Below are 22,241 nucleotides of genomic sequence, written 5' to 3'. Positions count from 1 at the left end.
ATCGGCAACCAGGTCCCGCCCCCATCAACGACGCATCACCGGCGTTCCGGGAGGGAACAGCGACTGTAAGCAGCGCGCGAGCTCGACTTCGCAGCGCCGCCCAAGTCGATCGGCCTGACCATCAACTATCTGCGTTCGGGGCGGGCGCTGGACAGCTTTGCGAACGTCTCGATCGTCAAGCAGGGCCAGCGCATCGTCGCCTTCCAGGCCTAGGCCTGGCAGGACGACGCATCAAAGCCGATCGCGATGGCGTTCGGGCATTTCAGGTCGAGGCAAGCGGGAACAAAGACTGACGTCCATGCGCCGTCGAAGCGCCACTCACTGCTCGGCAATTATGATGAGGACTTGGCGCGCCACTCGGGATAAAACACGAACTCTTGTGTAATTGAAATCGCGCATGATTTTCAGCGACGCTGAATCGTGGCGCCGCGTTCGCAATTTCCGCTTCTCCGGGTCGAAGGCAGGGTTGGGCTGCAGGTTCGGGGCCCTAGTGGCCGGTGGAGCGTCGGTTCATTTCCTCCAGAAGCTCGCGCATTGCATCGAACTGCGTGCCGAAGCCTTTCCAATCTCCGGACTTCAATCGCTCCACTGCCTGGTTGTAGCGATCGAGCGCCTCCCGCGCCTGACTTGGCGCCGGGCCTGTGGCGGGCCTCTCCCCTGTCGCGGTTGAAACCGCCGGCGCGGTGACCGGCTCTATGAACAGCGCTGACAAAGCCTCGGCGAGCGTCTCTTTCATCACCACATGTTCGCCGTAGGCTGCGATCACGCGTTTCAGCTCCGGCAGGTGTCCATGCTCGGCTCGCAAATAGAGCGGCGTTACATAAAGGATCGAGTTCTCGATCGGGATCACAAGCAAGTTCGCACCGCGTATCACCCGCGAGCCCATTTGATTCCATAGCGTGATTTGTTGGGTTATCTCGGTGTTCTGATTGATCCGCGCTTCGATCTGGAATGGTCCATAGACCAGCTTCTCCTTGGGAAACTCGTAGACGATCAGCTTGCCGTAGTCGGGCGGGTCGCAGCGCGCGGCGAGCCACGCGATCATGTTGTCGCGGCGGCTAGGCACCATCGGAAGCATCAGGAAGAACTCGGCCTGCGGCTCGCCGGGCAGCCGCATGATGATGTAATAGGGGGCCATCGTTGCAACGCCACCGCCGCCCGGCTGGCGCGGAAACTGCCAGAGATCCTCGCGGTTATAGAAAACGTCGGCCGCCTCCATGTGGTAGCTCTGATAGAGTTGCGCCTGGATCAGGAACAGGTCCTCGGGATAGCGAATGTGCTTCTGCAAGTCTGGCGGCATCGCCGCGAATGGCTTGAACAAGCTCGGAAAGATGCGCTGGAAGGTTGCGGCGACCGGATCACCGGTGTCCATCAGATAAAAGTCGACGGTTCCGTTATAGGCATCGACGATGACCTTCACTGAATTGCGAATGTAGTTGAGATCCTGCTTCTGCGCCGGCTGTGCATAGGGGAAATAGGAACTCACCGTATAGGCGTCCTGCATCCAGAACATCCGCCCATCGCTGATGACCAGATAGGGATCGTGATCGAGCCTGAGGAAGGGAGCGATCGTTCGTACCCGCTGCTGGATATTGCGGCGGATCATGATCCGGCTGTCGGTGGTGATGTAGCTTGTGAGCACCAGGTTGGGGTCGTTGAAGTAATAGGCAAACAGGCCTCTCCACACCATCGCTCCTATCGGAACGCCACCGGTGCCGTCATAGGCCGCGTAGACATTGTCCTTTCCCTTCGGATAGTCGAACTCGGGTGTGCTTCCCTTGACGATGACATAGCTGTCGGGTTCCTCGCCGTAATAGATGCGCGGTTCACGGATCTGAGGGCCTCCGTCCGCAACAGGAGGTATGTCGCGCAAATATAGGAATGGCAGCCCCTCGGTGGTCTTGCGCGTGACCGGGCTCATCACCGCGCCAGTGCCGTGGGTAAACAGCACGTGGCGGTTGACCCATGTCTGGGCATTCGGCGGCAGCAGCGAGGGTCGCAGTTCGCGGGCCGAGATCATTACGCTTTGGTAGGAGCCATCGAGCCAATAGCGATCAACGTCAAGATGATGGAATTTGTAGTAAGTGCGGATCTCTTGGAGCTGCGCGTAGGTGTTCGACAAGGGCTGCCAGTCCCACAGCCTGATATTGTCGATTGTCGCCTTGTTGTCGTCGAGCGTCTTGAAGGTAAGCTTCTGTTCGGCAGCAAACGGCTTGGCTACGATCTGATCGAGATTGTATGCCTGCCGGGTGAGCGCGATGTTGCGTTCGATGTAGGGCTTCTCCAGCTCCAACTCGCTTGGTTTGACGAAGAACTGACGGAACAGCACGGGGACTACGCCGGACAGCACGAAAGAGCCGATGACGAGAAGCATGACCGCGGCGGCAGGAAGCCGGTAGGTCCTCACCCGGAGGTTTGCCAACGCAGCAAACGCGGCGATGATCGACAGCCCGATCATTAGCCACAGGCCTGGTAGCCCCACATACACGTCGGTGTAACTGGCGCCGACGACGACGCCGTTGTCGCCATATAGAAGCAGATAACGGTCGAGAACGTACGACCAAGCCTTCACAACGAAAAGGAGAGCCAGCAACGCCGAGCCGTGAGCGATTGCTGTCGGCGACATCGATCGATGCTGAACGTCGTATTCGATGTCGCCGTGCACCCAGTAGATCGCTCCGGCGAAAAGCGCGCTCAGAACGAGTGTGAGCAGCATCCAGTTTTTGACGAGGATATAGACCGGCAGCACGAAGAGATAGAAACTGATGTCCTTGTTGAAGAGCGGATCCTCTGCGCCGTAGGGAACGCGATAGAGAAACTGCAGGATGATGCCCCAATTGCCGACTTCCAACGCGGCAACCAGCAGAGCGAGCAAACCTGCACCGCCCGCGATGATGCGGGGCCACCGCAGCCGATCGCGCGCGACCGCGAAAAGGTCGGGTGACGGCACATTGCCCGCAAGATTCGAAACGAAGTCCGCGACGGATTGCGGCGGCTGCCTTCGGGCAAAGCGCACCGCGAGCCATCCGTTCAACCAAAGGACAACCGCAGTTCCGGTCCAGACTGCAAAAAGGATGGCGGCTTTGGCGCCGATTGTCGTCCAAAAAACCTGCGGATAGCCGATCGCGGAAAACCACAGCCAGTCAACCAGGAAGTCGCTCGCGAGCCAGAGCAGGATCAGGCAAATCCCAGCGAAGACGGCCGCAATGATGAACCCGACCACGGCGCTCTGCCTTGGTACCTTCCGTTCGGGTCCGGTAATCCCGATCGTCATGGCTTGATCATAGCGGAAATGAGGGAAGCCCGCCGCTTGATTCGCGGTCGGCATTCCGTCTCAAGGCGGGCGATGCTCGAAGCTGCTTCGCCAGGATCGCGGGAGCAGCGCAAAGTAGCAATTCGAGCGGACGCAACGCAGCAAACGCCGCTGATCCAGCCGCCGCCATCAGTCAATCATCGAGCGACATGTCGCTCCCGAAGCGGAGCCGTATCATACAATGTCGTGGAATGGCGCACATTTGGCGCGCCACCCGGAACAAAACTGCGAACTCGTATGCCATTGAAATACCGACACAATCCAGCGGCGTTTCGTTGAGGGGATCGTCGATCTCAATTGGCGTCGAAATGTAACGTCCGCTGCGGGGCAGGCAGGTTCCATCACACAAGCCAGGCTATTCGCCGGGAGCGGTCTGCGTGAGAGGCCATCGAGTCTCGCCAAGTCGACTGAAACGATCTAAACTTGCTGTGAGCTCGCAACGCCCCTGCTGGGCGTTCAGCATGAATTGCGCTCCCGCCACGGCATAGGGAGTGCCGGATGATTGAATTTCTTCGACATGCATCCTTGAGACGGCCTCGCGCTGCGAGCGCCGCCAGCGCCCGTCTGCGCGAAAGCGCCACGCGGCCCATGTGATTTCGAGGCTCCGCGATAGCTTGGGAGACAGCGTATGTCACAAAGCACAGCAGAAGTGTCGGAAGCCGAGATCGCGGTCCACTGGCAGGAAGAGAACTACGTCAACCCGCCGGAGAGATTTCTCGCGCAGGCCAACCTGACCGACAAAGCGGTCTTCGATCGATTCAGTCTCGATAACGTCCCGGACTGCTTCAAGGAATACGCCGACCTTCTTGACTGGTACCGCCCCTGGGACATCACGCTCGATACGAGCAATCCACCGTTCTGGCGCTGGTTCGTCGGCGGCAGGATCAACGCCAGTTACAACTGCGTCGATCGCCATCTCGCCAAGTACAAGAACAAGACGGCGATCCACTTCGTCCCCGAGCCGGAGCACGAAGCGATCCAGCACGTCACCTACCAGGATCTCTATGTGCGCGTGAACGAGGTCGCCGCATTGTTGCGAGATGGCTGCGGTCTCAAGAAGGGCGACCGGGTGACGTTGCACATGCCCATGGTGCCAGAGCTTCCGATTACGATGCTCGCGTGCGCCAGGCTCGGGGTCATTCACTCGCAAGTCTTTAGCGGCTTCAGCGGGAAGGCCACGGCAGATCGCATCGTCGATTCCGAAAGCCGAGTGCTGATCACAATGGACGCCTATTGCCGTGGCGGCCAGCTTCTCGATCACAAGGAGAAAGCCGACGTCGCCGTCAGCGAGGCAGAGAAGGAAGGCGTCAATGTCGAGAAGGTGCTCGTGTGGCAGAGGTATCCGGGGCGATATTCAAGCAAAACGCCGCTGGTTGGGGGCCGCGATTTCGTCATGAACGAGATGTTGTCGGCCTATCGGCGGCGCCGGGTCGACCCTGTGGAAATGGCTGCGGAAGATCCGCTGTTCCTGATGTACACCAGCGGCACCACCGGGAGGCCGAAGGGATGTCAGCACAGCATCGGTGGATATCTGTCCTACGTCGCGGGAACGTCGAAATACATTCAGGACATCCATCCGGAGGATGTCTACTGGTGCATGGCCGATATTGGCTGGATCACAGGTCACTCCTACATCGTCTATGGGCCACTGGCGCTCGCAGCCTCCTCGGTGGTGTACGAGGGGCTTCCTACCTATCCCGACGCGGGGCGTCCGTGGCGCATCGCCGAAGAACTCGACGTCAACATCTTTCACACCTCGCCGACAGCAATACGGGCGCTTCGGCGCGCTGGGCCCGACGAGCCGCCGAAGTACAATCACCACTTCAAGCATATGACCACGGTGGGCGAGCCCATCGAACCGGCAGTGTGGAAGTGGTACCACGAGGTCGTTGGCAAGGGCGAGGCGGCCATCGTCGACACCTGGTGGCAAACGGAGAACGGCGGCTTTCTGTGCAGCACGGTGCCGGCTCTTCATCCCATGAAGCCGGGAAGCGCGGGGCCGGCCGTGCCCGGCATTCACCCGATCATCTATGACGAGGCAGGCGCCGAGATTCCACCGCGCTCCGGCCGTGCCGGAAACATCTGCATCCAGAACCCCTGGCCGGGCTCATTTCAGACGATCTGGAAAGACCCCGATCGCTTCGTCCAACAGTACTACGCGCGCTACTGCAAGGACCGAACGAGCCGTGACTGGCGCGATTGGCCGTACATGGCCGGCGACGGCGCTCTGCAGGCGGCCGATGGCTATTATCGCATCCTGGGTCGAATCGACGATGTCATCAACGTGGCCGGGCATAGGCTTGGGACCAAGGAGATCGAATCCGCCAGCCTGCTTGTTGAAGAGATCGCGGAAGCGGCAGTCGTCCCCGCCAGAGACGAGATCAAAGGCAAGATCCCCGACCTTTACGTATCGCTGAAGCCCGGACTCGCACCAAACGAATCCATCCGCAAGCGAGTAGAAGATTCCGTAATCCGGGAGATTGGGGCCATCGCGCGCCCGCGCCGTATCGTGATGGTGCCCGACATGCCAAAGACCCGTTCTGGCAAGATCATGCGCCGTGTGCTTGCGGCGATTTCGAACGACGAGGACGCCGGCGACATCTCGACGCTGGCCAATCCCGAGATCGTCGATGAGATTCGAAAGATGAAATCCTAGTCCGCGGTCTTCGCGGCTTGTCCCGCGAAACGCGTCGGACAGAACAGCGAGGAGCGATGGGAACGAACGAAATCGTGGAGTGCATCCGGCCATTGCTGGCGAGGTTCTCCGAGGATGAAGAGGTGGTGCGCCGGTTGGCGGCGACGGACGGAACCTTCGACGCGCTTTGCCACCAATATTGCCGCGTCACTGATCTCCTTAAGGTTTACGAGGCGGAAGCTGATCAGGAGGCGGAAGTTGAGTGGCTCAAAAAGCGCCGGGCCGGGCTGGAAGAACAACTGCTGACGCGCATTGAGGGATATCAGCCGCAGTAGCGCCAATCGCGGGAACCACGGAGCGCGCAGCAGTCGCGGACGGCGAGAGCTGGGTGTCCAGCGGGCGATCGGTCGCTGACACATTTCAGCACCAGCTAGGTGCGGCGTGACAAACCTGCATCAAAGATAGTGGCGCTCCCCCCGGCCAAAACAGAGTGGACCGTTAGCTGAAACCGTGAAAATTCCGAGCGTCCAGAGCCATGGCGCGCCACCCAGAACAAGACTTCGAACTCCCATGTGAACTACAATATAATCTAGACTGTAGCCGGAGGCCATAAGCGCGAACCGCGTAGTGGTAGGTTCAAATCGTGGCCTGATGATCGTGCCTGGAGCATGTGGGTCCACGGAGCAAACCACCATTGAGTACGCAAACCGAGATTTTCCGGCGCCTCGTACGCGACCATATGCGACCGCCGCCTGTGCGTGTTGCACCGAGCGCGACGGTGAGCGAGGTCGTAAGCCTGATGACGGCGACGCCTGCGTCCTGCGCTGTCGTCATCGATGGCGCGGGCCGGCCCAGGGGCATCGTGACGGAACAAGACGTCGTGCGTCGGATCGCGTGGCGTACGGAGCCCGATCAAGGCGTCGAGTCGGTGATGACGTCGCCGGTCGTCGTGGCGGGGGCCGACGAATACCTTTTCCAGGCGGTCGCCTTGATGCGCCGTAGCAAGCTTCGGCATGTCCCCGTCGTGGACTGGAGCGGAGCGATGATCGGCATGCTCGCCCTGGACGAAGCGCTCGCCTCTTTGTCGAGCGAGAGTATGTCGCTCATCGAGCAACTCACGCACGAGGAGAGCGTCGAGGGCCTGCACCTCATAAAGGAGGCGCAGGCCCAGCTTGCCAGCGCACTGTTGGACAACAACGTTCCGGCGCCGGAGGTGCAGTCGCTGCTCACGGAGATCAACAACGATATCCACCGACGTGTCTTGAGGCTGGTCGAAGCGGCGATGCGCGACGACGGCTGGGGGGAGCCTCCTGCGCGGTTCGCTCTCATTATCATGGGGTCGGGTGGGCGCGGCGAAAACTTTCTGGCGCCCGACCAGGACAATGGCTTCATCCTCGCTGACGACGTCGGCGGCCAAGGCAAGCGTGCGGACGCATATTTTCTGGAGCTTGCCGAGCGCATGACGCGGATGCTTGACGCGATCGGCTTTCGCCTCTGCGTCGGCGATGTCATGGCCACCAATCCCGTCTGGCGCAAGAGCCTGTCGGATTGGCGCCGGCAGATCGACAACTGGATCAGGCGGCGCGAGTCCGAGATGCTGTTGAACTGCGATATCTTCTTCGATTTCCGTCATGCGTTCGGCGATCCCGCACTCTCAAGCGAACTCCGCACCCACGTCACTGCAGTAACACCGGCGTACCCTCAGTTCCTCCGACACCTGTTCGCCATCGAAGCCGAACACAAGGTGGCTCTCGGCTGGTTCGGACGCTTGCGCAAGGAGTACCATGGGGAGGATCGGCAGGGTGTGGTGAACCTGAAGCTTCGTGGAACGCTACCGCTCGTGGAGGGTGCGCGGCTACTTGCGCTTAAAGCCGGCATTCCGGCCACGTCGACTCTCACCCGGCTTGACTGCCTCAAGGAGAAGGGAGCCATCAGCGCTGGAGACCATGAGGATCTTGCCGACGCGTTCAGGCATATAACCCGTCTCCTGCTGCGCCAGCAGCTGGAGGACTTCAAGGCCGGGCGCAAGATCACCAATTATGTCCCCGTGGCTGATCTCTCACCACGCGAAAACAAACATCTCGTGGCGTCTTTCCGCGCCATCGAAAACCTGCGTGCAACACTGAATATGGAATTCGCGGAACGCTCGCTCTGAACTAGCTGGCGCGCAACTCGCCACGTTGCGATCAAGTGATTTCGCGAGCGGCGGTGGCCGAGTGGAGGAACTCGGCCGAAGCGGCGGCCGAGGGGATGCGGACGAAAAAAGTCGCACCCTTGCCGAGTTCGCTTTCGACCCAGATGGTGCCCCCGAAGCGCTCAAGGATATGCAAGCTGATCGGCAGCCCCAGACCGGTGCCCTGCGGCTTGCCGATCAATGTGTCACCCGCCTGGCGGAAGCGCTCGAAAATCTTCTTGTGATCCTCCTTGGCGATACCGACACCATTGTCACGCACACTGACCAGGATGGATCCCGCTTCTGCTCGCCCCACAATGGTTATCAAACCATCGTCCTTGTCGCAGAACTTGACCGCGTTGGAAATCAGATTGACCAGCACTTGCGTGATCCGGTCGGCGTCAACGAGAATCCTCGGCAGGTCCTCGGCCACGCGACACTTGAGCTTGATGCGAGGGTTCTTGGCGAAGAGGCCGGCCGTTGCGGCGAGCGCGTTGTCGATCACCTTCCTTGGCTCGATCCTGGCCAGTTGCCAATCCGTCTGGCCGGCCTCCATCTTGGCGAGGTCGAGGATGTCGTTGACAAGCCTGGTCAGCCGCTCGGTTTCCTGAACGATAGTACCAAGGAACATCTTGCGCTGCTCGACGGGAATGTCCGGATTGTCGTGCACGATCTCACTGAAGGAGCGGATCGAGGTGAGCGGTGTCCTGAACTCATGGCTGATCGTCGAGACAAAGTCATCCTTCATCTTGTCGAGCTCCTTGAGCCGCTCGTTGGCCGCCCTGAGCTCTGCCGTCGCAGCCTCGAGCTGCTGCGACTTCTCCTCCAGTTGACGGCTGTAGACAACGAGTTGAGAAGCCTCATCGAGGATCTGCATGACCTCGTCGATGTCGTGCATCTCCTCCCTCAACACTGAGGCGATCATGATCCGCGCGGAGGCCGCACCAATGGCGCCGGCGAGTTGCCGCTCCGCGTAATGCACGATGTCCGCGTCCGCCGCATGCGCATCGTCGAGCCGGCGCCCTCGGTCGCGCTCGAAGCGCTGGAGGGCTTGTTCCGTCAGGGTCTCACCGATGAAGCGGTTCGAGAGGCGACGGAGGTCGCCAATGGTGGCCGTGCCACGCCAAATGCGCGCGCCCTCGGATGGCTGCTTGAAGATGTCGACAAACTGTACGGCCTGGCTGCGCTCGATCATGGTCTGCGTCGTCACAAGCGACACAGCAACGTACAACCCGACATTGACCGCCATGGTCCAGAACAGGGCGTGTGCAACGGGATCGAGACCGGAAAGCCCGAGCAACGCATAGGGACTGAACAGCGCAAGCCCCCACGGGCCATCCTGCAGAAAGCTCTCTGAGATCCACCCCGATCGTGCGAACGAAGGCAGCAGCAGCGTGTAGATCCACACCAGGAACCCGGCGCTCATTCCAGCCAGCGCGCCGAGGCGGGTCGCTCCCTTCCACAGGATGCCGCCGAGGATAGCGGGCGCGAACTGTGCGGCGGCGACGAATGACATCAGCCCGATGGAGACGAGCGCGTAAGATTCGCCGATCAACCGGACATACGCGTAGCCGAGCAGGATCACGAAGATGATGGCGCTGCGGCGGATGGCGAGCATGAGGCCAGACAGATCCTTGCGCTCCGAGAGATGCAGGCGGCCGAAACGCAAGAGGAGCGGCATGACGAGATCGTTCGACACCATGGTGGCCAGGGCAATGGTTTCGACAATGATCATGCCCGTTGCCGCGGAGAGGCCGCCGATGAATGCGAACAACGCGATGGTCCAAAAATGCTCGGCCATTGGCACGGTCAACACGAAGGTGTCGGCATCGACCGTATTTCCGGGAAAGTGGAGGAGCCCGCCAAAAGCGATCGGCAGGACGAAAATGTTGATGAGCAGCATGTACAGCGGGAACAGCCAGATGGCCTTCTTGATGTGGCGCTCATCCACATTCTCGACCACCAGCACCTGAAACTGGCGCGGCAGCAAGACAATGGCTGCCATCGAGACCAGCGTCAGCGAAATCCAGCTCGTGTACCCGCCGGCTGCCTCGAGCGTAAAGAGACGCGCGAGGGCTGGATCGGTGGCCGCGCGCGAGAACACTTCGCCGAAGCCGCCATAGATACCGAAGGTGACGAATAGCCCAACCGCTAGGAAAGCGAACAGCTTGACCACCGACTCGAAGGCAATCGCCGCCACCATGCCCTCATGACGCTCGCTGGCGTCGATGTGCCGCGTGCCAAACAAGATGGCAAATGCGGCCATGATCACCGCGACGTATAGCGCTGTATCCTGCAAGACCGGAGTCGAGCCAAGCTTGGCCGGCATCACGATGTCCGGGTAATGCTGGAGCACGGCGAAACTCGTCGAGATCGCCTTCAGCTGCAGCGAGATATACGGCATGATGCCGACGACCGCGATGATAGTCACCAGCCCGCCCAGGAAGGAACTCTTGCCGTAGCGCGACGCAACGAAGTCGGCAATTGAGGTAATGCGATTGACCTTGCTGATGCGGATGATCTTGCGGATCAAAAACCAGCCAAGGATGAAGGTCAGCGTCGGGCCAAGATAGATGGGCAGGAAACTGACGCCCGAGGACGCAGCCCGTCCGACGCTACCGTAAAAGGTCCAGGCTGTGGCATACACGGCGATGGATAGCGCAAAGATGTAGGGGCTCGCGATAATGCTCCTACGCTGATCCGCGCGGCGGTCACCATAGTAGGCGATGGCGAACAGGATCGAGAGGTAGAGGAAGGAGACCGTGACTATGACGTACCCGCCCAGCATGGCTCACCCTCGCGGTGCGCGGTTGGTGACTTGGTCGGGATCCGCGCCAGGCTCGCTTTCGGCAATCTCCTCGTCGGGGTCGGGCCGCTCGACGATCAACGCCGTGAGGGCGATCAGCAACGCCCAGGAGAGAAACAAATAGAGGTAGAGCAGTGGTATCCCACCCACGAAGGTGGCCTTATCGAAGGCGCCGATCAACGGCGGTGTGAGCAGCAGCAAACCGAACAGGAACAAGCCGATCAAGCGCTCGGCAACCAATCCTCGCCTTGGCATGTGTGTCACCTCTATGCGCTCCTCGCTGCGTTGCTGCCTCGGCGGCGCGCGATCATGTAAGTTGTGCCTGCTGACGACGCTGCTCCATCATCCGGCTTGAGATCCTGGCGGCTTGACCGAGCGTCTCGATCCCGCGGGCTTTCAACAGATCCAGGAGCTTCACGAAGATCGCGGCCGTGGTCATGGCGTCGCCGATTGCGGTGTGCCTGCGAATGACCTCGACACCCAGTCGTTCGGCAGTGGCGGTCAGCGAAAAATCGGACACATCCGGCTGCAGATACATGGACAGAAGCAGGGCATCGAGCACCGGGTTGTCGAATTTGACGCCTGCCTGCTCGGCTCCGTTCTCAAGGAATTTCATGTCGAACGCGGCGTTGTAGGCGACGAGCACGGAGTCACCGATGAAGGACTTGAACTGTGGCAAGATGACATGGGCAGGGGGCTTGTCGCGCACCATTTCGGTGGTGATGCCGTGAATTCGCGTGGTGCTGGCCGGGATAACGCGGCTCGGATTGATCAGCCGCTCGAAGGTCTCGCCCGTCAGGATGCGACCATTGACCACACGAACCGCGCCGACTGAGATGAGCTCATCGCCCTCGTTGGGCCTGAGGCCGGTGGTCTCGGTGTCGAAGACGACCAGGTTGAGCTTGTGCAACGGCGTGTCCCTGATTGCCTCAGTCGAAGGAGCAAACAAGTCGAAGTCATATAGCTCCGGCATCGGCGCAACGCGGTCCAACCGTTCCGGGACGCGTGGCTGCTCGGTCTTCCTTAGCGGCAATCTGAGGCACGTGCGCCCCTCTGGCAGCGCCTGGCTCCATAGCTCGCTGCCATGTCGCTCCACGATCTGGTGGACCGTGCGGTTGCCGATCGTGCCCTTCAGCGGCTCCGCCAGCCAGGCTTCGATAATCGCCGAGGCGAGCGGTGCGCCGTCCCAAACCACCTCGACGTAGACGTACTCGCCTCGCACCACGGCGCCGATATCGAAGGCGGCTTTCGCCGTGTGCCTGGCAACGGCGCGGATGAGATGCTCGAGCGCAAGCACCAGCGAGTGGCTGTCGGCATGAATCCAGACCGGCACGCCCACGGGGGTGACCTGGATGCCGTCGGCGTCGGCCAAATGCCTGCGGACGGCGCGGAACAGATCCAGCGAGTAAATGTCGGCCAACGGCCACTGACCCGTCGCAAGGCGTTCGTAACGCTGCGCAACGTCGGCAAAGCTCCGATCGAGGGTTCCGATCTCCTTGCCAACGATGTCCTGAAAGACGCGGCGCTCGCCCGCTTCGAGCTCTCCCGCCAGCATTTCGGCGGCGGCGCGCAAGCTTGCAAGTGGCCGTCGCCATTCCATGGCGACCTCACGCAAGAGCGCATCGCGCTGGGCCACGTTCTCGAGTTCGGCGCCGACATCGGCAAAGGTCAACACGTAGCCTGAGGCGCGGCCCGAAGGTTCGCGCACCAGGCTGAGCCTCGCCTGCAGCAAAGTAGCAAGGTCGACCGACGCACAGACGAAGCGGCGCGTCGTGGAATCGAGCGTCGATTCTGCGGTGGACCGGGCTTCATCGCCGGCTGCGTCCTCTGACCGTTGCAGGAGCAGCTCAAGCGTCAATAGCACGGGCTCTCGCGTCAGCACGCCAAACAATGAGCGGGCAAGCCCAAGCGTGTCGCGCGCGTTGAGTATCCGGGCGGCAGCCTGGTTGTAGAGGAGTATGCGGTGCTCGAGATTGCAGACGATCACACCTTCGGAGAGATCGAGCAGGATGGCCTCGAGCCGGCTCTTCTGTTCCTCCGCTCGCCGCGTGGCAGCATCAACGGCCTCCTGTGTCTCGCCACGCGCAGCTCGGAGCGTGCCGAGTATTTTGTCGACCGCCGTCGGGAGCCCATTGAGCAAGTGGCCGCGATCGACCGCGAGCGGTCGATCGACGCGTATCTGCGACTGCATCAGCAGTTCCCGCTTCAGAGCGGCCAAGGGCTTGAGGAGCTTGACATGCAGCAGAGCCCAAGCCAGCGCCACCAAAGCGGCGACGACGGCAAATGCGATGGACATGTAAACGCCGACCGCTCCGCCAAGTTGCACCGCCTGCCACAGCGCAACGCCGGACACAGCGAAGGCGGCGAGCGCCAATGCTGCGAGGAGGATTGGTATCGCAACGGCAGCCTGCATCGCTCGCCCTTGTTGCCCGGTTACTTGGCCGGCCCGATCCAAGCGGTAACCCGTTCCACGACCTCGCGCGTCGAGAACGGTTTGGTGATGTAGTCGTCGGCGCCCACCGCCAGGCCTTTTTCGCGTTCGATGTCACGGCCCTTGGCTGTCAGCAGGATGACACGCACCGCCCGCCACTCCGGATTGGCCCGGATGGCCTCGCACACGTCGAAACCGTTGCGCTTCGGCATCATGACATCGAGGAGCACGAGATCCGGCCGCGTCTTGCCTATCTCGGCGAGCGCCTCCTCGCCGTCACGGGCGAGGCGAACTTCGTAACCGGCCTTTTTCATCAGGAATTCGAGGGACAGCAGGATGTTGGCCTCGTCATCGACCACGAGCACGCTTTGCGCCATTGCATCCTCCAGGGGTCGCCTTGCTCGACCGCACGAGAGCGCGGCAAGCGAAGAGTGCGCTCCGTCCCACTCCGCGCCAGTTAGCTAGAGCATGATCCCGAAGAGCTTGCCCTCGACGTGGTCGGGGGTGGGTACCGGTTTGCCGAAAAGATCATGTTCAATCAAAACCTGGAGCGCGATCGCAAGTCCATCTAATCCCATCGCGCTCTAGCGCAGCAGGTACATGGCGATGACAGCCGCAACTGCCCCGATCGCAGCCCATGTGAACTTGGCACCGAGGCCTTCGATAGGATTCCACTCGAAGTAGCGCTCTTTGTTTTCTTGCCAGATGTCCTTTTTCATCGGTTCCTCCGTTTTCGCTCTCGCCCTCCCAAAACCTCAGCCGAGCCCGCCCGATGACGCAGCGACCCCCGATCGTGCAGCAAGCCAGACTGCTGGCCTCCAAGGTCGCGCGAACTGACTTTACATGCTCCGCCCCTGTTTGTCCTTGCCTAACCTATTACGAATCCTGAGCATCCGGCAGCATGCTGCGGTGCCGTGCGTGCGAGGCAGCCGCACGGGTTCGACTTCGTTGGACGTCGCACGTTGCAGGAAGGCTCGTTTCCGCCGGTTGCTGCACCGCGAGAACGCTTGCGCCTTCGAAAACGCGGGCCAGCCGCGGTTCATCTTTGGCAGCGAGCGGCTTCAACACCGGTCGCCCGATGGTCAGGACCGGCGACCTATGAATACCATCATGGAGCGACGAGAAACCCTAGGAAAGCGAGATAAATCAATGAGTTCAATGTCTTACGGAATTGTTTGGGGTAAGAAGCGCCTCATTGCGCGGCCATCAAGCCATGCTGCCGATCGTGCTCTCAGATTGAGGACGGCCGTCCGCGCTCGCGGGTCGGCGAGCTAGGATCTCGTAGCCTGATGCTCCCGCAGTTCGTTCTGACGCGTGCGGTACTCGCGTTCCAGCGCCTCGATATGCCCCAGGACATTCTCCAACGCTTCGCGCGCGGAGCCGTCCCGCGCCTCTCCCAGCCATTGCGCGAATTCCGAGCGCAAGGTGAAAAGAAGTTCAAGGCAGCCATTCACCTCGTGCAGTTCGCGTTCCTGATCCGACATGCTCGCGCCTGACATGCGCCACCGCCCTACTTCACCGCCCCCACCGTAAAGCCGGCCACGAAGCGGTCGACGAAGAGATTGTAGATAATTGCGATGGGAACGCTTGCGATCAAGCAGGCGCCCATCATCGAGCCCCAGAAATAGACGTCGCCGCGCACCAGGAAGGTCGGCACGCCGACGCTGACGGTGTAGCTCGATGCGGAGGTGATGAAGGTGACGCCGTAGACGAATTCCTGCGTCACCAGCGTGAAAGCGAAGATAACTGCGGTCAGCACGCCCGCGAGCGAGATCGGCATCACCACCTTGAGGAACGCGCCGAGCCGTGAAAGCCCGTCGATCATCGCCGCATCCTCAAGGTCGCGCGGGATCGCCTTGAAGAATCCCATAAGCAGCCAGGTGCAGAACGGCACCGTGAAGCTCGGATAGACGAGTACCAAGGACCAAAGCGAATCCTGCAGGCCAAGCGTCGCGATGATGCGCGCGAACGGGATGAACAGGATGGTCGGCGGCACGAGATAGGTTAGAAAGATAGCGATGCCGAGCGTCTGCGCCCAGGGGCCGGTCATGCGCGCGAGTGCGTAGCCCGCCGGTACCGCCAGTACAAGCGTAATGAGGACGACTGCGACCCCCACCGCGCCGGTATTGATCAGCCATTGCAGATACTGGGTGTCCTGAAACAGCACGGCGAGATGCTCAAGCGTCGGCGGCTCGTTGAACAGGAACGGGTTCTTGCTGACGTCGTGCAGATCGATGGTGGTCTTGAATGTCGTCATCAGCATCCAATAGAACGGAAATGCGAGGAAGGTGATGAAGAAGACCAGGACGCTGGCATGGCCGCCGGCCCTGGCGATGCGCACCAGCTTGAACGGACGGCGCGCCATCACGTCACCTCCGAACGCCGCGCAAGCAACAGGAACACGATCGCCACCGCCACCAATACCGGGAACAGGAACAGCGACACCGCCGCACCTCCCGCAAGATCGCCGCCCTGAATGCCGGTGAAGAAGGCCCAGGTCGCGAGCACCTGGGTCTGGTCGTAAGGGCCGCCGCGGGTGAGCAAGAACACCACGATCATATCGGTGAAGGTGAAGATGATCCCGAACAGCACGGCGACGAGCGTGATCGGCAGCAGCAGCGGGAATGTGATCTGCAAGGTGCGGCGCCAGAAGCCGGCGCCGTCGACAGCGGCGGCGTCATGGATGTCCTGGGGAATCGAGGTGAGCCCTGCAAGCAGGATCACGGTGGCGAGCGGCACGATGCGCCAGATCTGCACGATGATGATCGAGGCCATCGCAAGGTTGGGCTGGCCAAGCCAGATCGGCCAGTCATTCGGACCGAGGATGCGCAAGGCCTGCCCGGTCCAGTTGATCACCGAATATATCGAATCGTAGATCCACAGCCAGCCGATCGCGCCGAGCGAGATCGGGGCGACCCACGGCAGAAGGATCAGAAGGCGCACCAGCCACTTGCCACGGAAATCGGCAGACAGCGCCATTGCCAGGATATTGGCGAAGACAAGAACAAAGAACTGCGAGACGATGGTGAAGATGAGCGTGTTCCAGAGCGAGGTCCAGAAGGTGTCGGTCGCCAGCACGCGGCGGAAGTTTTCCAGACCAACGAAGCTCATGCTGCGGCTGCCGACGGTGACATCGGAGACGCTGTAGAACAGCGAGAGGAAGAACGGAAAGCCGACCAGCAATACGATGTAGAGGATCGCTGGCGCGAGCATCAGCGGCCACAACAGGCGCTCGTTGTCGGCAAGCCGCGTGCGCCAGCCCGCTTTCGCGGTGAAGGCGTCAGCGGTTGCCGTCGTCATCGCCCGCTCCCGTCGATGTGCCGGCCGCTGTTCCGGTCGAAGCGATGAATCTCGCGCTTGCGCACCACGAAATCGTAGCGCTCGCCTGCGACGACTTCGGCGCGGATGTTGTTCGGCAGTTTCGAGATCACATGCGCCTCGGCCGTGCGGCCTTCGAGCACGCCGTAGACCAGCCGATCGGCGCCCAGATATTCGACGCGGGTGACGCGGAAGGGAAAGCCGATGCTGTCGTCCGAATTACCTACCTCGCGCGGCAGAAACGCCTCCGGCCGAAAGCCGACATAGAAGGCGCCCTCCTCCACCAGATTCATCGGCGGCGAGCCGATGAAGGTGGCGACGAAGGTGTCCATCGGCTTGCCGTAAATCTCCTGCGGCGTGCCGATCTGGATCACCTTGCCCTGGTTCAGCACTGCAATGCGATCGCCGAGCCCCATGGCTTCAGCCTGATCATGGGTGACGTAAATGGTGGTGGTGGCGAGGTCGCGCTGGAACTGCTTGAGCTCGTCGCGGGCGGAATTCCGCAACTTGGCGTCGAGATTGGACAGAGGCTCGTCGAGCAGGAACACCACCGGTTCACGCACCACCGCGCGTGCGAGCGCCACGCGCTGACGTTCGCCGCCGGAGAGCTGGCGCGGCTTGCGATCGAGGAAGCGCTCGATCCCGAACATGCGCGCGGCCCATTCCACCTTCTTGCGGATCGCGTCCCTTTGCATGCCGACCGCGCGCAGCGGAAACGAGATGTTCTTCGCGACCGTGAGATGCGGATACAGCGCGTAGCTCTGGAACACCATCGCGACATTGCGCGCGCGCGGCGGCAGGTCGGTGACGACGCTGCCGTCGATGACGATATCGCCCGCAGTCGGTTGTTCGAGTCCGGCGATGAGCCGCATCAACGTGGTCTTGCCGCAGCCGGAGGGGCCGAGCAGGACGAGGAATTCGCCTTCGCGCGCGAGGAGGTCGATGCCGTCGACCGCGCGCACCTCGTCAAAATGCTTCGATATGTGCCGTGCTTCGACCGTCGCCATGAATGCCTCTCGGCTCTCTCGCGTCGGCGTCGAACGAGGCCGGGCCGCCGCCGGGCCCCGCCGATCACAATGCGCGCGCGATCAGATCATCCCGCGCTCTTTCCACTTTGCCCAGATCGCCTTCATCTTGGTATCGAGCTTCTTCAAGGCGTCTTCGGGCGTCTCGGCGCCGGTCGCCGCCTCGGCGAAGGCGGTGTTAAGCAGCCAGGTCTGGTACGTGTCGGAAATGGGCGCAGTGGAGTAGCCGGGATAGCCAATGTTGGTCGCCCAATCGAGCACGTCCTCGAGCACCGCGTACTTGTCCGGCGGCACCGCCTTCTTGTCGTGGGAGATGAGCTGCTTGAGGTCTGGCACGGTCTGAGGGAAGCACGGGAAGTTGTAGAACTCGCTGGCCAGGAAGGCTTCCTTGAAGTTGGCAATGTAGTCGACCAGGAATTTCTGCGCGCCCGGGATATTCTCCGCGAACTTCCAGATCACGTAGCAGTCCATCACATGCTCGAGGCCCATGCGACGCACAGGACCCTTGGCGGCCTTGGCAACGGCGATCTTCTCGTGAATCGCCATCTTCTGATTCTCTCCGGTGCGCGTCACCGAGATGGCGTTGAGCACCAGCGAGGAGCGGCCGGCGAGCATCTGCCGGTTGTTGGAGGAGGCATCCCAAGCCAGCACTTCCGCCGTCATGCAGTCCTCAAAGAGTCCCTTAACGAAGCGCAGGGCCTCCAACGTGTTCTTGGAATTGATGGTGAGGTTGCCGGCCTCGTCCTGCTCATGCGCGCCGAACGAATACATGATCGCGCGCATGGCCACGCCGGTGTCGATCTCGGCGGAGAGACCGATGCCGACCGGAATACGGGTCTTGTCCTTGATCTTCTTGCCGCCGACACGGATGTCGTCCCAGGTGTCCGGCTTCATGCCAATGTCACCCCAGAGATCGGTGCGGTAGTTCACCGGGTCCGGCACGTAGCTGTCGGAGAAGGCGAAGTATTGCTTGGTCTTCGGGTTGTAGGTGCTCTTGATGCCGAGTTCGATCGCCTTGCCACTCGCCTTTTCGCATTCAGCATAGACGTCGTTCATGGGTACAACCTGATCCTCGAACACCGAAGGCGGCATGAGGAGCATGAAGAGGTCGTGGCCCTTCTGGGCGGACACCTCTGCTGCGGCGCGCGACTCGAGTAGAGCAAGATTGATGTTGTCGACGATCACCTCGGTGTCGTTCTTCTTGCCCCATTCCTTGGTGTAGGTGTTGTTGAACCACCGGTCGTAACCGGGGACGAAGTGGCTCCATTGCAGGATTTTCAGTGTCTTGGCGGCCCGTGCAGGCGTGACATGGAAGAACGGGCCGATACTTGCGGCGACGCCCGCGGCAGTCGCCGTCATGATCGCATCGCGGCGCGATAGCCCACGATGAGGTTTCTGGCTTTCCATGGATGTCCTCCCTATCGGTACGTAAGCGGACTTGCCGCTCGAGACCCCTTGGCTGCGGGGTCATTTTCATTCCGGCGCGTCCTTCGAACGGGACGGGCCTTCAGGCAGTGCCAACCGATAATTCCGGACTTGCTCAAATTAATTTACGTGTCGAGGATGCGCCTTTCGCCGGTTGCTGACAAGCAACAGGCGGTCGCAGCCACACCTGCTGCGGCGCAGCAAAACACGTCTATTGTCTCTGATGTGGGCTGCCCTCCACCGTGTCACGCGCCCCGCCTCGACGATCGACCGCGCGCATGGTGAAGAGCATTCGCCCACGGGATTCCGTCGAGGCCATGCTGGTGGCGCAAATGGTTTCGGTTCATGTGATGGCGATGCGATGTGCCCATCACCTTGCGAATGCGGACGATCTCGCTCAGCACGACAGCGCCGCCCGCGCATTGGGCCGGCTCGCCCGCACGTTTCCAGCCCAGATCGAGGCGCTCAACCGCTACCGCAGCCATGGCGAGCCAGCGATCACCGTGCAGAACGTGTCGGTCGGCGACGGCGGCAAGGCCATTGTCGGCAACGTCACGCAGCATGCGCGTGATCGTGTCCGACAAAAACCCGGCATCCGCGGCGCGGAAGGCACGGAAGGCCGCGGGCTCCAGGCGAAGGCCCCCTTCCGCTGTCGCCAAGCAGGCAGCACAGGCATGAGCGATCACATCAGAAACACCGGCCCGATGCTGGCGAGCCCACGTTGTGGCGCCAAAACCCGCGCCAGTGGCGCGTGCCGCTCACCGGCCGTGCAAGGCAAGAAGCGCTGCCGCATGCACGGCGGTGCACATGGATCCGGCGCGCTCAAGGCAAACCAGAACGCGCGCAAGCACGGCCTGTTCACCAGGGATGCGATCGCCGAGCGAAGGCAGATTCAGGCGTTGTTGGGTGAAGCGCGGAGGCTGCTGGAAGAGATGAGGTGAGTGAGCCGTCGCAAAGGATGGCCTTGTCAGATTCTTTTCCATCACTTAGGTTACATGTAACCATTCGAGGAATTTGTCATGGCGTCGGCATCGAAGCCTGGGTCTTCCCGTGCGAAGCCTTCCCGAGTGAAGGTCCGGGAGCATCGTGAAAGGCTGCGCAGGCAAGGACTACGCCCGATCCAGATCTGGGTCCCGGACGTACGTGCGCCGGCGTTTCGTTCGGCTGCGCACCGTCAGTCGCTTGCCGTTGCCGCCAGTTCTCATGGCCGCGACGATCAGGCGTTCATCGATTCCGTCTCTGCATTCAGTGATGATGTGGATGGAAATGAATGAAGCGCGGCGACATCTGGACTGTGGCGGGCGGTAAACACGATGCGGGCAAGGCGAGGCCCGTCGTCATCGTTCAGGACGACAGTTTCGACGCAACTGCTTCCATCACGATCTGCGCGTTTACGACAGATGAGACGAATGCACCGCTCTTCCGGCTCGCTGTCGCGCCGAATGAGCGCAACGGCTTGCGCGCGCCTTGCCGTCTCATGGTGGACAAGATCACCACCGTTCCGAAATCCAAAATCGGAACACGCGTCGGGCGCCTGGACGATGAGGATGTCTTGCGCCTCAATCAGGCATTGCTCGTGTTCCTCGGACTGGCAACGTCTCCGAGAAGCAAAAAGCGGTGAGCTAGGCCTGTATCAGCTTGCGGGCCTTCTTCGCTCGCACTGGCAACCTGCTTTCGATTGAAAACCCGACATTCAGCGCCCGCATGATGGTGGCAATCGTTTCGAAACGCGGCTTGGCACCCGGTGCCAGCGTCTTGTAGAGGCTTTCCCGGCCAAGACCGGACGCCTTCGCGACCTCCGCCATGCCGCGCGCCTTGGCCACGTCACCCATCGCCTTGAGCGCAGGATTGTCGCCCATGTTGCGACGGCACCGGGCCGCCGCTATGCCCCCACGATTTCGCCATACGCATCGTGTTGTTCGACCGCACGACCCTTCCCGTCAGGCTGGCCTTCGGAAAATGGACATGGGCGGTGATTTCATTGGCCGCTGGCGTGCGGGTAGCGGCAGGAGAACGGCACGGCAAGCGAAACCCGGACAGTACAGCGCGAAGGTGCTTGCTTGCGACTCATTGCTGCTCTCGTGTGTCGTCGTCGCTGGCATGGCGACACAAACGGCATGGGCGGAAACAGCCGCGCCGGCCGCGACATCCGAAACAGTCCTGCGGCAGCCTGAGGTGCAGAAGCCAGCGCCGGAAGCTGCCGTTCAAATGCCGGAAGCACGGAAATCGAGTCACGAGGCCAAGGATTTACCTGTACCACAGCTCGTCTTGCCGGGCGATCTGGCGAAGCAGATCGGCCGGAAGATCTGGCTGAATGAAACAGGCGGAAGACGTGATGCGATCACGTCATGGAATGCGAACGAGGAATTCGCTTCCTTAGGCATCGGTCATTTCATCTGGTTTCCTGTCGGCAAATGGCTGCCTTTCGAGGAGAGCTTTCCGGCCCTGCTCGAATTCATGCGCAAGAAGAACGTGCGTTTGCCCGCCTGGCTGGACCAGACGCAAATTCCGGCCAACCCGTGGACAAGCCGGGCCGAGTTCAGGAGGAACGCCAACTCACCGCAGATGAAAGAGTTGAGGCAGTTTCTGCTCGACACCGTGGCGGAGCAGACGCAATTCATGGTGGCGCGGGCGCAAGGTGCGATGGAGAAGATCCTCAAGACGACGCCCGACGGCACGGAGCGCGAACATATCGTCATCCAGTTCACGCGCGTCGTTCGCGCCTCCGAGAATTTTTATCCGCTGATCGACTACATCAACTTCAAGGGCGAGGGCACCAACCCGAACGAAGTCGCCATGAACAGCGAGACCGGGCGGCGGCAGGGCTGGGGTCTCAAGCAGGTGCTGCTCAGGATGAACGGCGTGACCGCCGATCCGAAGGCCGTGCGCGCCGAATTCGCCGATGCGGCGCAGTTCGTCCTGCAGCAGAGGGTTCGCAACCTTCCATCCAACCGTGTCTTCGAGGTCGGCTGGCTGCGCCGCGTCGCGACCTACCGCCGCCCGATCGCGGATCCGGGATCGAGCCCCGAACGGGCTCCGAGGAAATCGTTGCGAGTGACGGCGGCGCGATAGCTTTCCAGGGACAGTTGCCGTTTTGCGCATCCGTGAGGCTGCT

The 22,241-nt window shown here is 61.3% G+C and carries 19 protein-coding genes and 1 pseudogene; 8 read left to right on the top strand and 12 right to left on the bottom strand.

What is annotated here, in order from left to right; genetic code table 11:
* Positions 1-75: 75 nt before the first annotated feature.
* Positions 76-273, top strand: a pseudogene (locus tag LMTR13_RS42155) (hotdog family protein); the annotation flags it as partial.
* A gap of 214 nt (positions 274-487) precedes the next feature.
* Here LMTR13_RS42155 and LMTR13_RS05145 read toward each other — a convergent pair.
* Entirely contained in the window at positions 488-3,274 is a 2,787-nt protein-coding gene (locus LMTR13_RS05145) for a UPF0182 family membrane protein (RefSeq protein WP_065732440.1), read from the bottom strand.
* A 667-nt stretch (positions 3,275-3,941) separates the two neighbouring features.
* On the opposite strand from LMTR13_RS05145, the gene acs reads away from it, so the two are divergent.
* The 3 genes from acs (at position 3,942) to LMTR13_RS05130 (ending at position 8,103) form a co-directional block, all read left to right on the top strand.
* Complete coding sequence (gene acs / locus LMTR13_RS05140; RefSeq protein WP_065726943.1) at positions 3,942-5,969, top strand: acetate--CoA ligase; 2,028 nt, start codon at positions 3,942-3,944, stop codon at positions 5,967-5,969.
* 56 nt (positions 5,970-6,025) lie between these two features.
* On the top strand, positions 6,026-6,283 hold the full coding sequence (locus tag LMTR13_RS05135; protein WP_065726942.1) for a hypothetical protein: 258 nt from the start codon (positions 6,026-6,028) through the stop codon (positions 6,281-6,283).
* 443 nt (positions 6,284-6,726) lie between these two features.
* Positions 6,727-8,103, top strand: coding sequence for a DUF294 nucleotidyltransferase-like domain-containing protein (locus tag LMTR13_RS05130; protein WP_236843283.1), 1,377 nt, complete (start codon positions 6,727-6,729; stop codon positions 8,101-8,103).
* A 31-nt stretch (positions 8,104-8,134) separates the two neighbouring features.
* Here LMTR13_RS05130 and LMTR13_RS05125 read toward each other — a convergent pair whose 3' ends face one another.
* From LMTR13_RS05125 to LMTR13_RS05085, 10 genes are all read right to left on the bottom strand, one after another.
* Complete coding sequence (locus LMTR13_RS05125) at positions 8,135-10,909, bottom strand: ATP-binding protein (protein WP_065726940.1); 2,775 nt, start codon at positions 10,907-10,909, stop codon at positions 8,135-8,137.
* A gap of 3 nt (positions 10,910-10,912) precedes the next feature.
* Positions 10,913-11,182, bottom strand: a complete 270-nt coding sequence (locus LMTR13_RS05120; protein ID WP_197521005.1) for a hypothetical protein — start codon at positions 11,180-11,182, stop codon at positions 10,913-10,915.
* Positions 11,183-11,234: 52 nt separating this feature from the next.
* Complete coding sequence (locus LMTR13_RS05115) at positions 11,235-13,340, bottom strand: 3'-5' exonuclease (RefSeq protein WP_065726938.1); 2,106 nt, start codon at positions 13,338-13,340, stop codon at positions 11,235-11,237.
* A 20-nt stretch (positions 13,341-13,360) separates the two neighbouring features.
* Positions 13,361-13,735: a response regulator transcription factor gene (locus LMTR13_RS05110; RefSeq protein ID WP_065726937.1), complete on the bottom strand. Its 375-nt coding sequence runs from the start codon at positions 13,733-13,735 to the stop codon at positions 13,361-13,363.
* A gap of 207 nt (positions 13,736-13,942) precedes the next feature.
* Complete coding sequence (locus LMTR13_RS43125; protein ID WP_257784725.1) at positions 13,943-14,077, bottom strand: hypothetical protein; 135 nt, start codon at positions 14,075-14,077, stop codon at positions 13,943-13,945.
* 552 nt (positions 14,078-14,629) lie between these two features.
* Positions 14,630-14,842 (bottom strand): hypothetical protein, encoded by a 213-nt coding sequence (locus LMTR13_RS05105; protein WP_156795439.1) that lies wholly within the window; start codon positions 14,840-14,842, stop codon positions 14,630-14,632.
* Between the two features lie 26 nt (positions 14,843-14,868).
* Positions 14,869-15,723 (bottom strand): carbohydrate ABC transporter permease, encoded by an 855-nt coding sequence (locus tag LMTR13_RS05100; protein WP_083218727.1) that lies wholly within the window; start codon positions 15,721-15,723, stop codon positions 14,869-14,871.
* Entirely contained in the window at positions 15,723-16,658 is a 936-nt protein-coding gene (locus tag LMTR13_RS05095) for a carbohydrate ABC transporter permease (RefSeq protein WP_065726935.1), read from the bottom strand. The genes LMTR13_RS05100 and LMTR13_RS05095 overlap by 1 nt, the downstream gene beginning before the upstream one ends.
* Positions 16,655-17,683 (bottom strand): ABC transporter ATP-binding protein, encoded by a 1,029-nt coding sequence (locus LMTR13_RS05090; RefSeq protein ID WP_065726934.1) that lies wholly within the window; start codon positions 17,681-17,683, stop codon positions 16,655-16,657. The genes LMTR13_RS05095 and LMTR13_RS05090 overlap by 4 nt, the downstream gene beginning before the upstream one ends.
* An 81-nt stretch (positions 17,684-17,764) precedes the next feature.
* The gene (locus tag LMTR13_RS05085) at positions 17,765-19,108 is read right to left on the bottom strand and encodes an ABC transporter substrate-binding protein (RefSeq protein WP_065726933.1); all 1,344 of its coding nucleotides are present in this window, start codon (positions 19,106-19,108) and stop codon (positions 17,765-17,767) included.
* Positions 19,109-19,404: 296 nt separating this feature from the next.
* Here LMTR13_RS05085 and LMTR13_RS43260 point away from each other — a divergent pair, with 296 nt between their 5' ends.
* The 3 genes from LMTR13_RS43260 to LMTR13_RS05070 all read left to right on the top strand — a co-directional run bounded on the left by LMTR13_RS43260 (position 19,405) and on the right by LMTR13_RS05070 (position 20,747).
* Entirely contained in the window at positions 19,405-20,067 is a 663-nt protein-coding gene (locus LMTR13_RS43260; protein ID WP_335622064.1) for an HGGxSTG domain-containing protein, read from the top strand.
* Between the two features lie 78 nt (positions 20,068-20,145).
* Positions 20,146-20,400, top strand: a complete 255-nt coding sequence (locus tag LMTR13_RS38670) for an antitoxin MazE family protein (protein WP_083218726.1) — start codon at positions 20,146-20,148, stop codon at positions 20,398-20,400.
* Positions 20,397-20,747, top strand: coding sequence for a type II toxin-antitoxin system PemK/MazF family toxin (locus LMTR13_RS05070; protein WP_065726932.1), 351 nt, complete (start codon positions 20,397-20,399; stop codon positions 20,745-20,747). The genes LMTR13_RS38670 and LMTR13_RS05070 overlap by 4 nt, the downstream gene beginning before the upstream one ends.
* A 1-nt stretch (position 20,748) precedes the next feature.
* Here the strand turns inward: LMTR13_RS05070 and LMTR13_RS38665 are convergent, their stop codons facing one another.
* Complete coding sequence (locus tag LMTR13_RS38665) at positions 20,749-20,985, bottom strand: addiction module antidote protein (protein ID WP_083218725.1); 237 nt, start codon at positions 20,983-20,985, stop codon at positions 20,749-20,751.
* Positions 20,986-21,091: 106 nt separating this feature from the next.
* Here LMTR13_RS38665 and LMTR13_RS05060 point away from each other — a divergent pair, with 106 nt between their 5' ends.
* On the top strand, positions 21,092-22,198 hold the full coding sequence (locus tag LMTR13_RS05060) for a hypothetical protein (protein WP_236843282.1): 1,107 nt from the start codon (positions 21,092-21,094) through the stop codon (positions 22,196-22,198).
* Positions 22,199-22,241: the final 43 nt, after the last annotated feature.

Origin of the sequence: Bradyrhizobium icense, from assembly GCF_001693385.1 — a bacterium.
GTDB classification, from domain to species: Bacteria; Pseudomonadota; Alphaproteobacteria; order Rhizobiales; family Xanthobacteraceae; genus Bradyrhizobium; species Bradyrhizobium icense.
The sequence above is the reverse complement of the archived record's forward strand: the minus strand, read 5'-3'. Positions and strand labels throughout refer to the sequence as shown.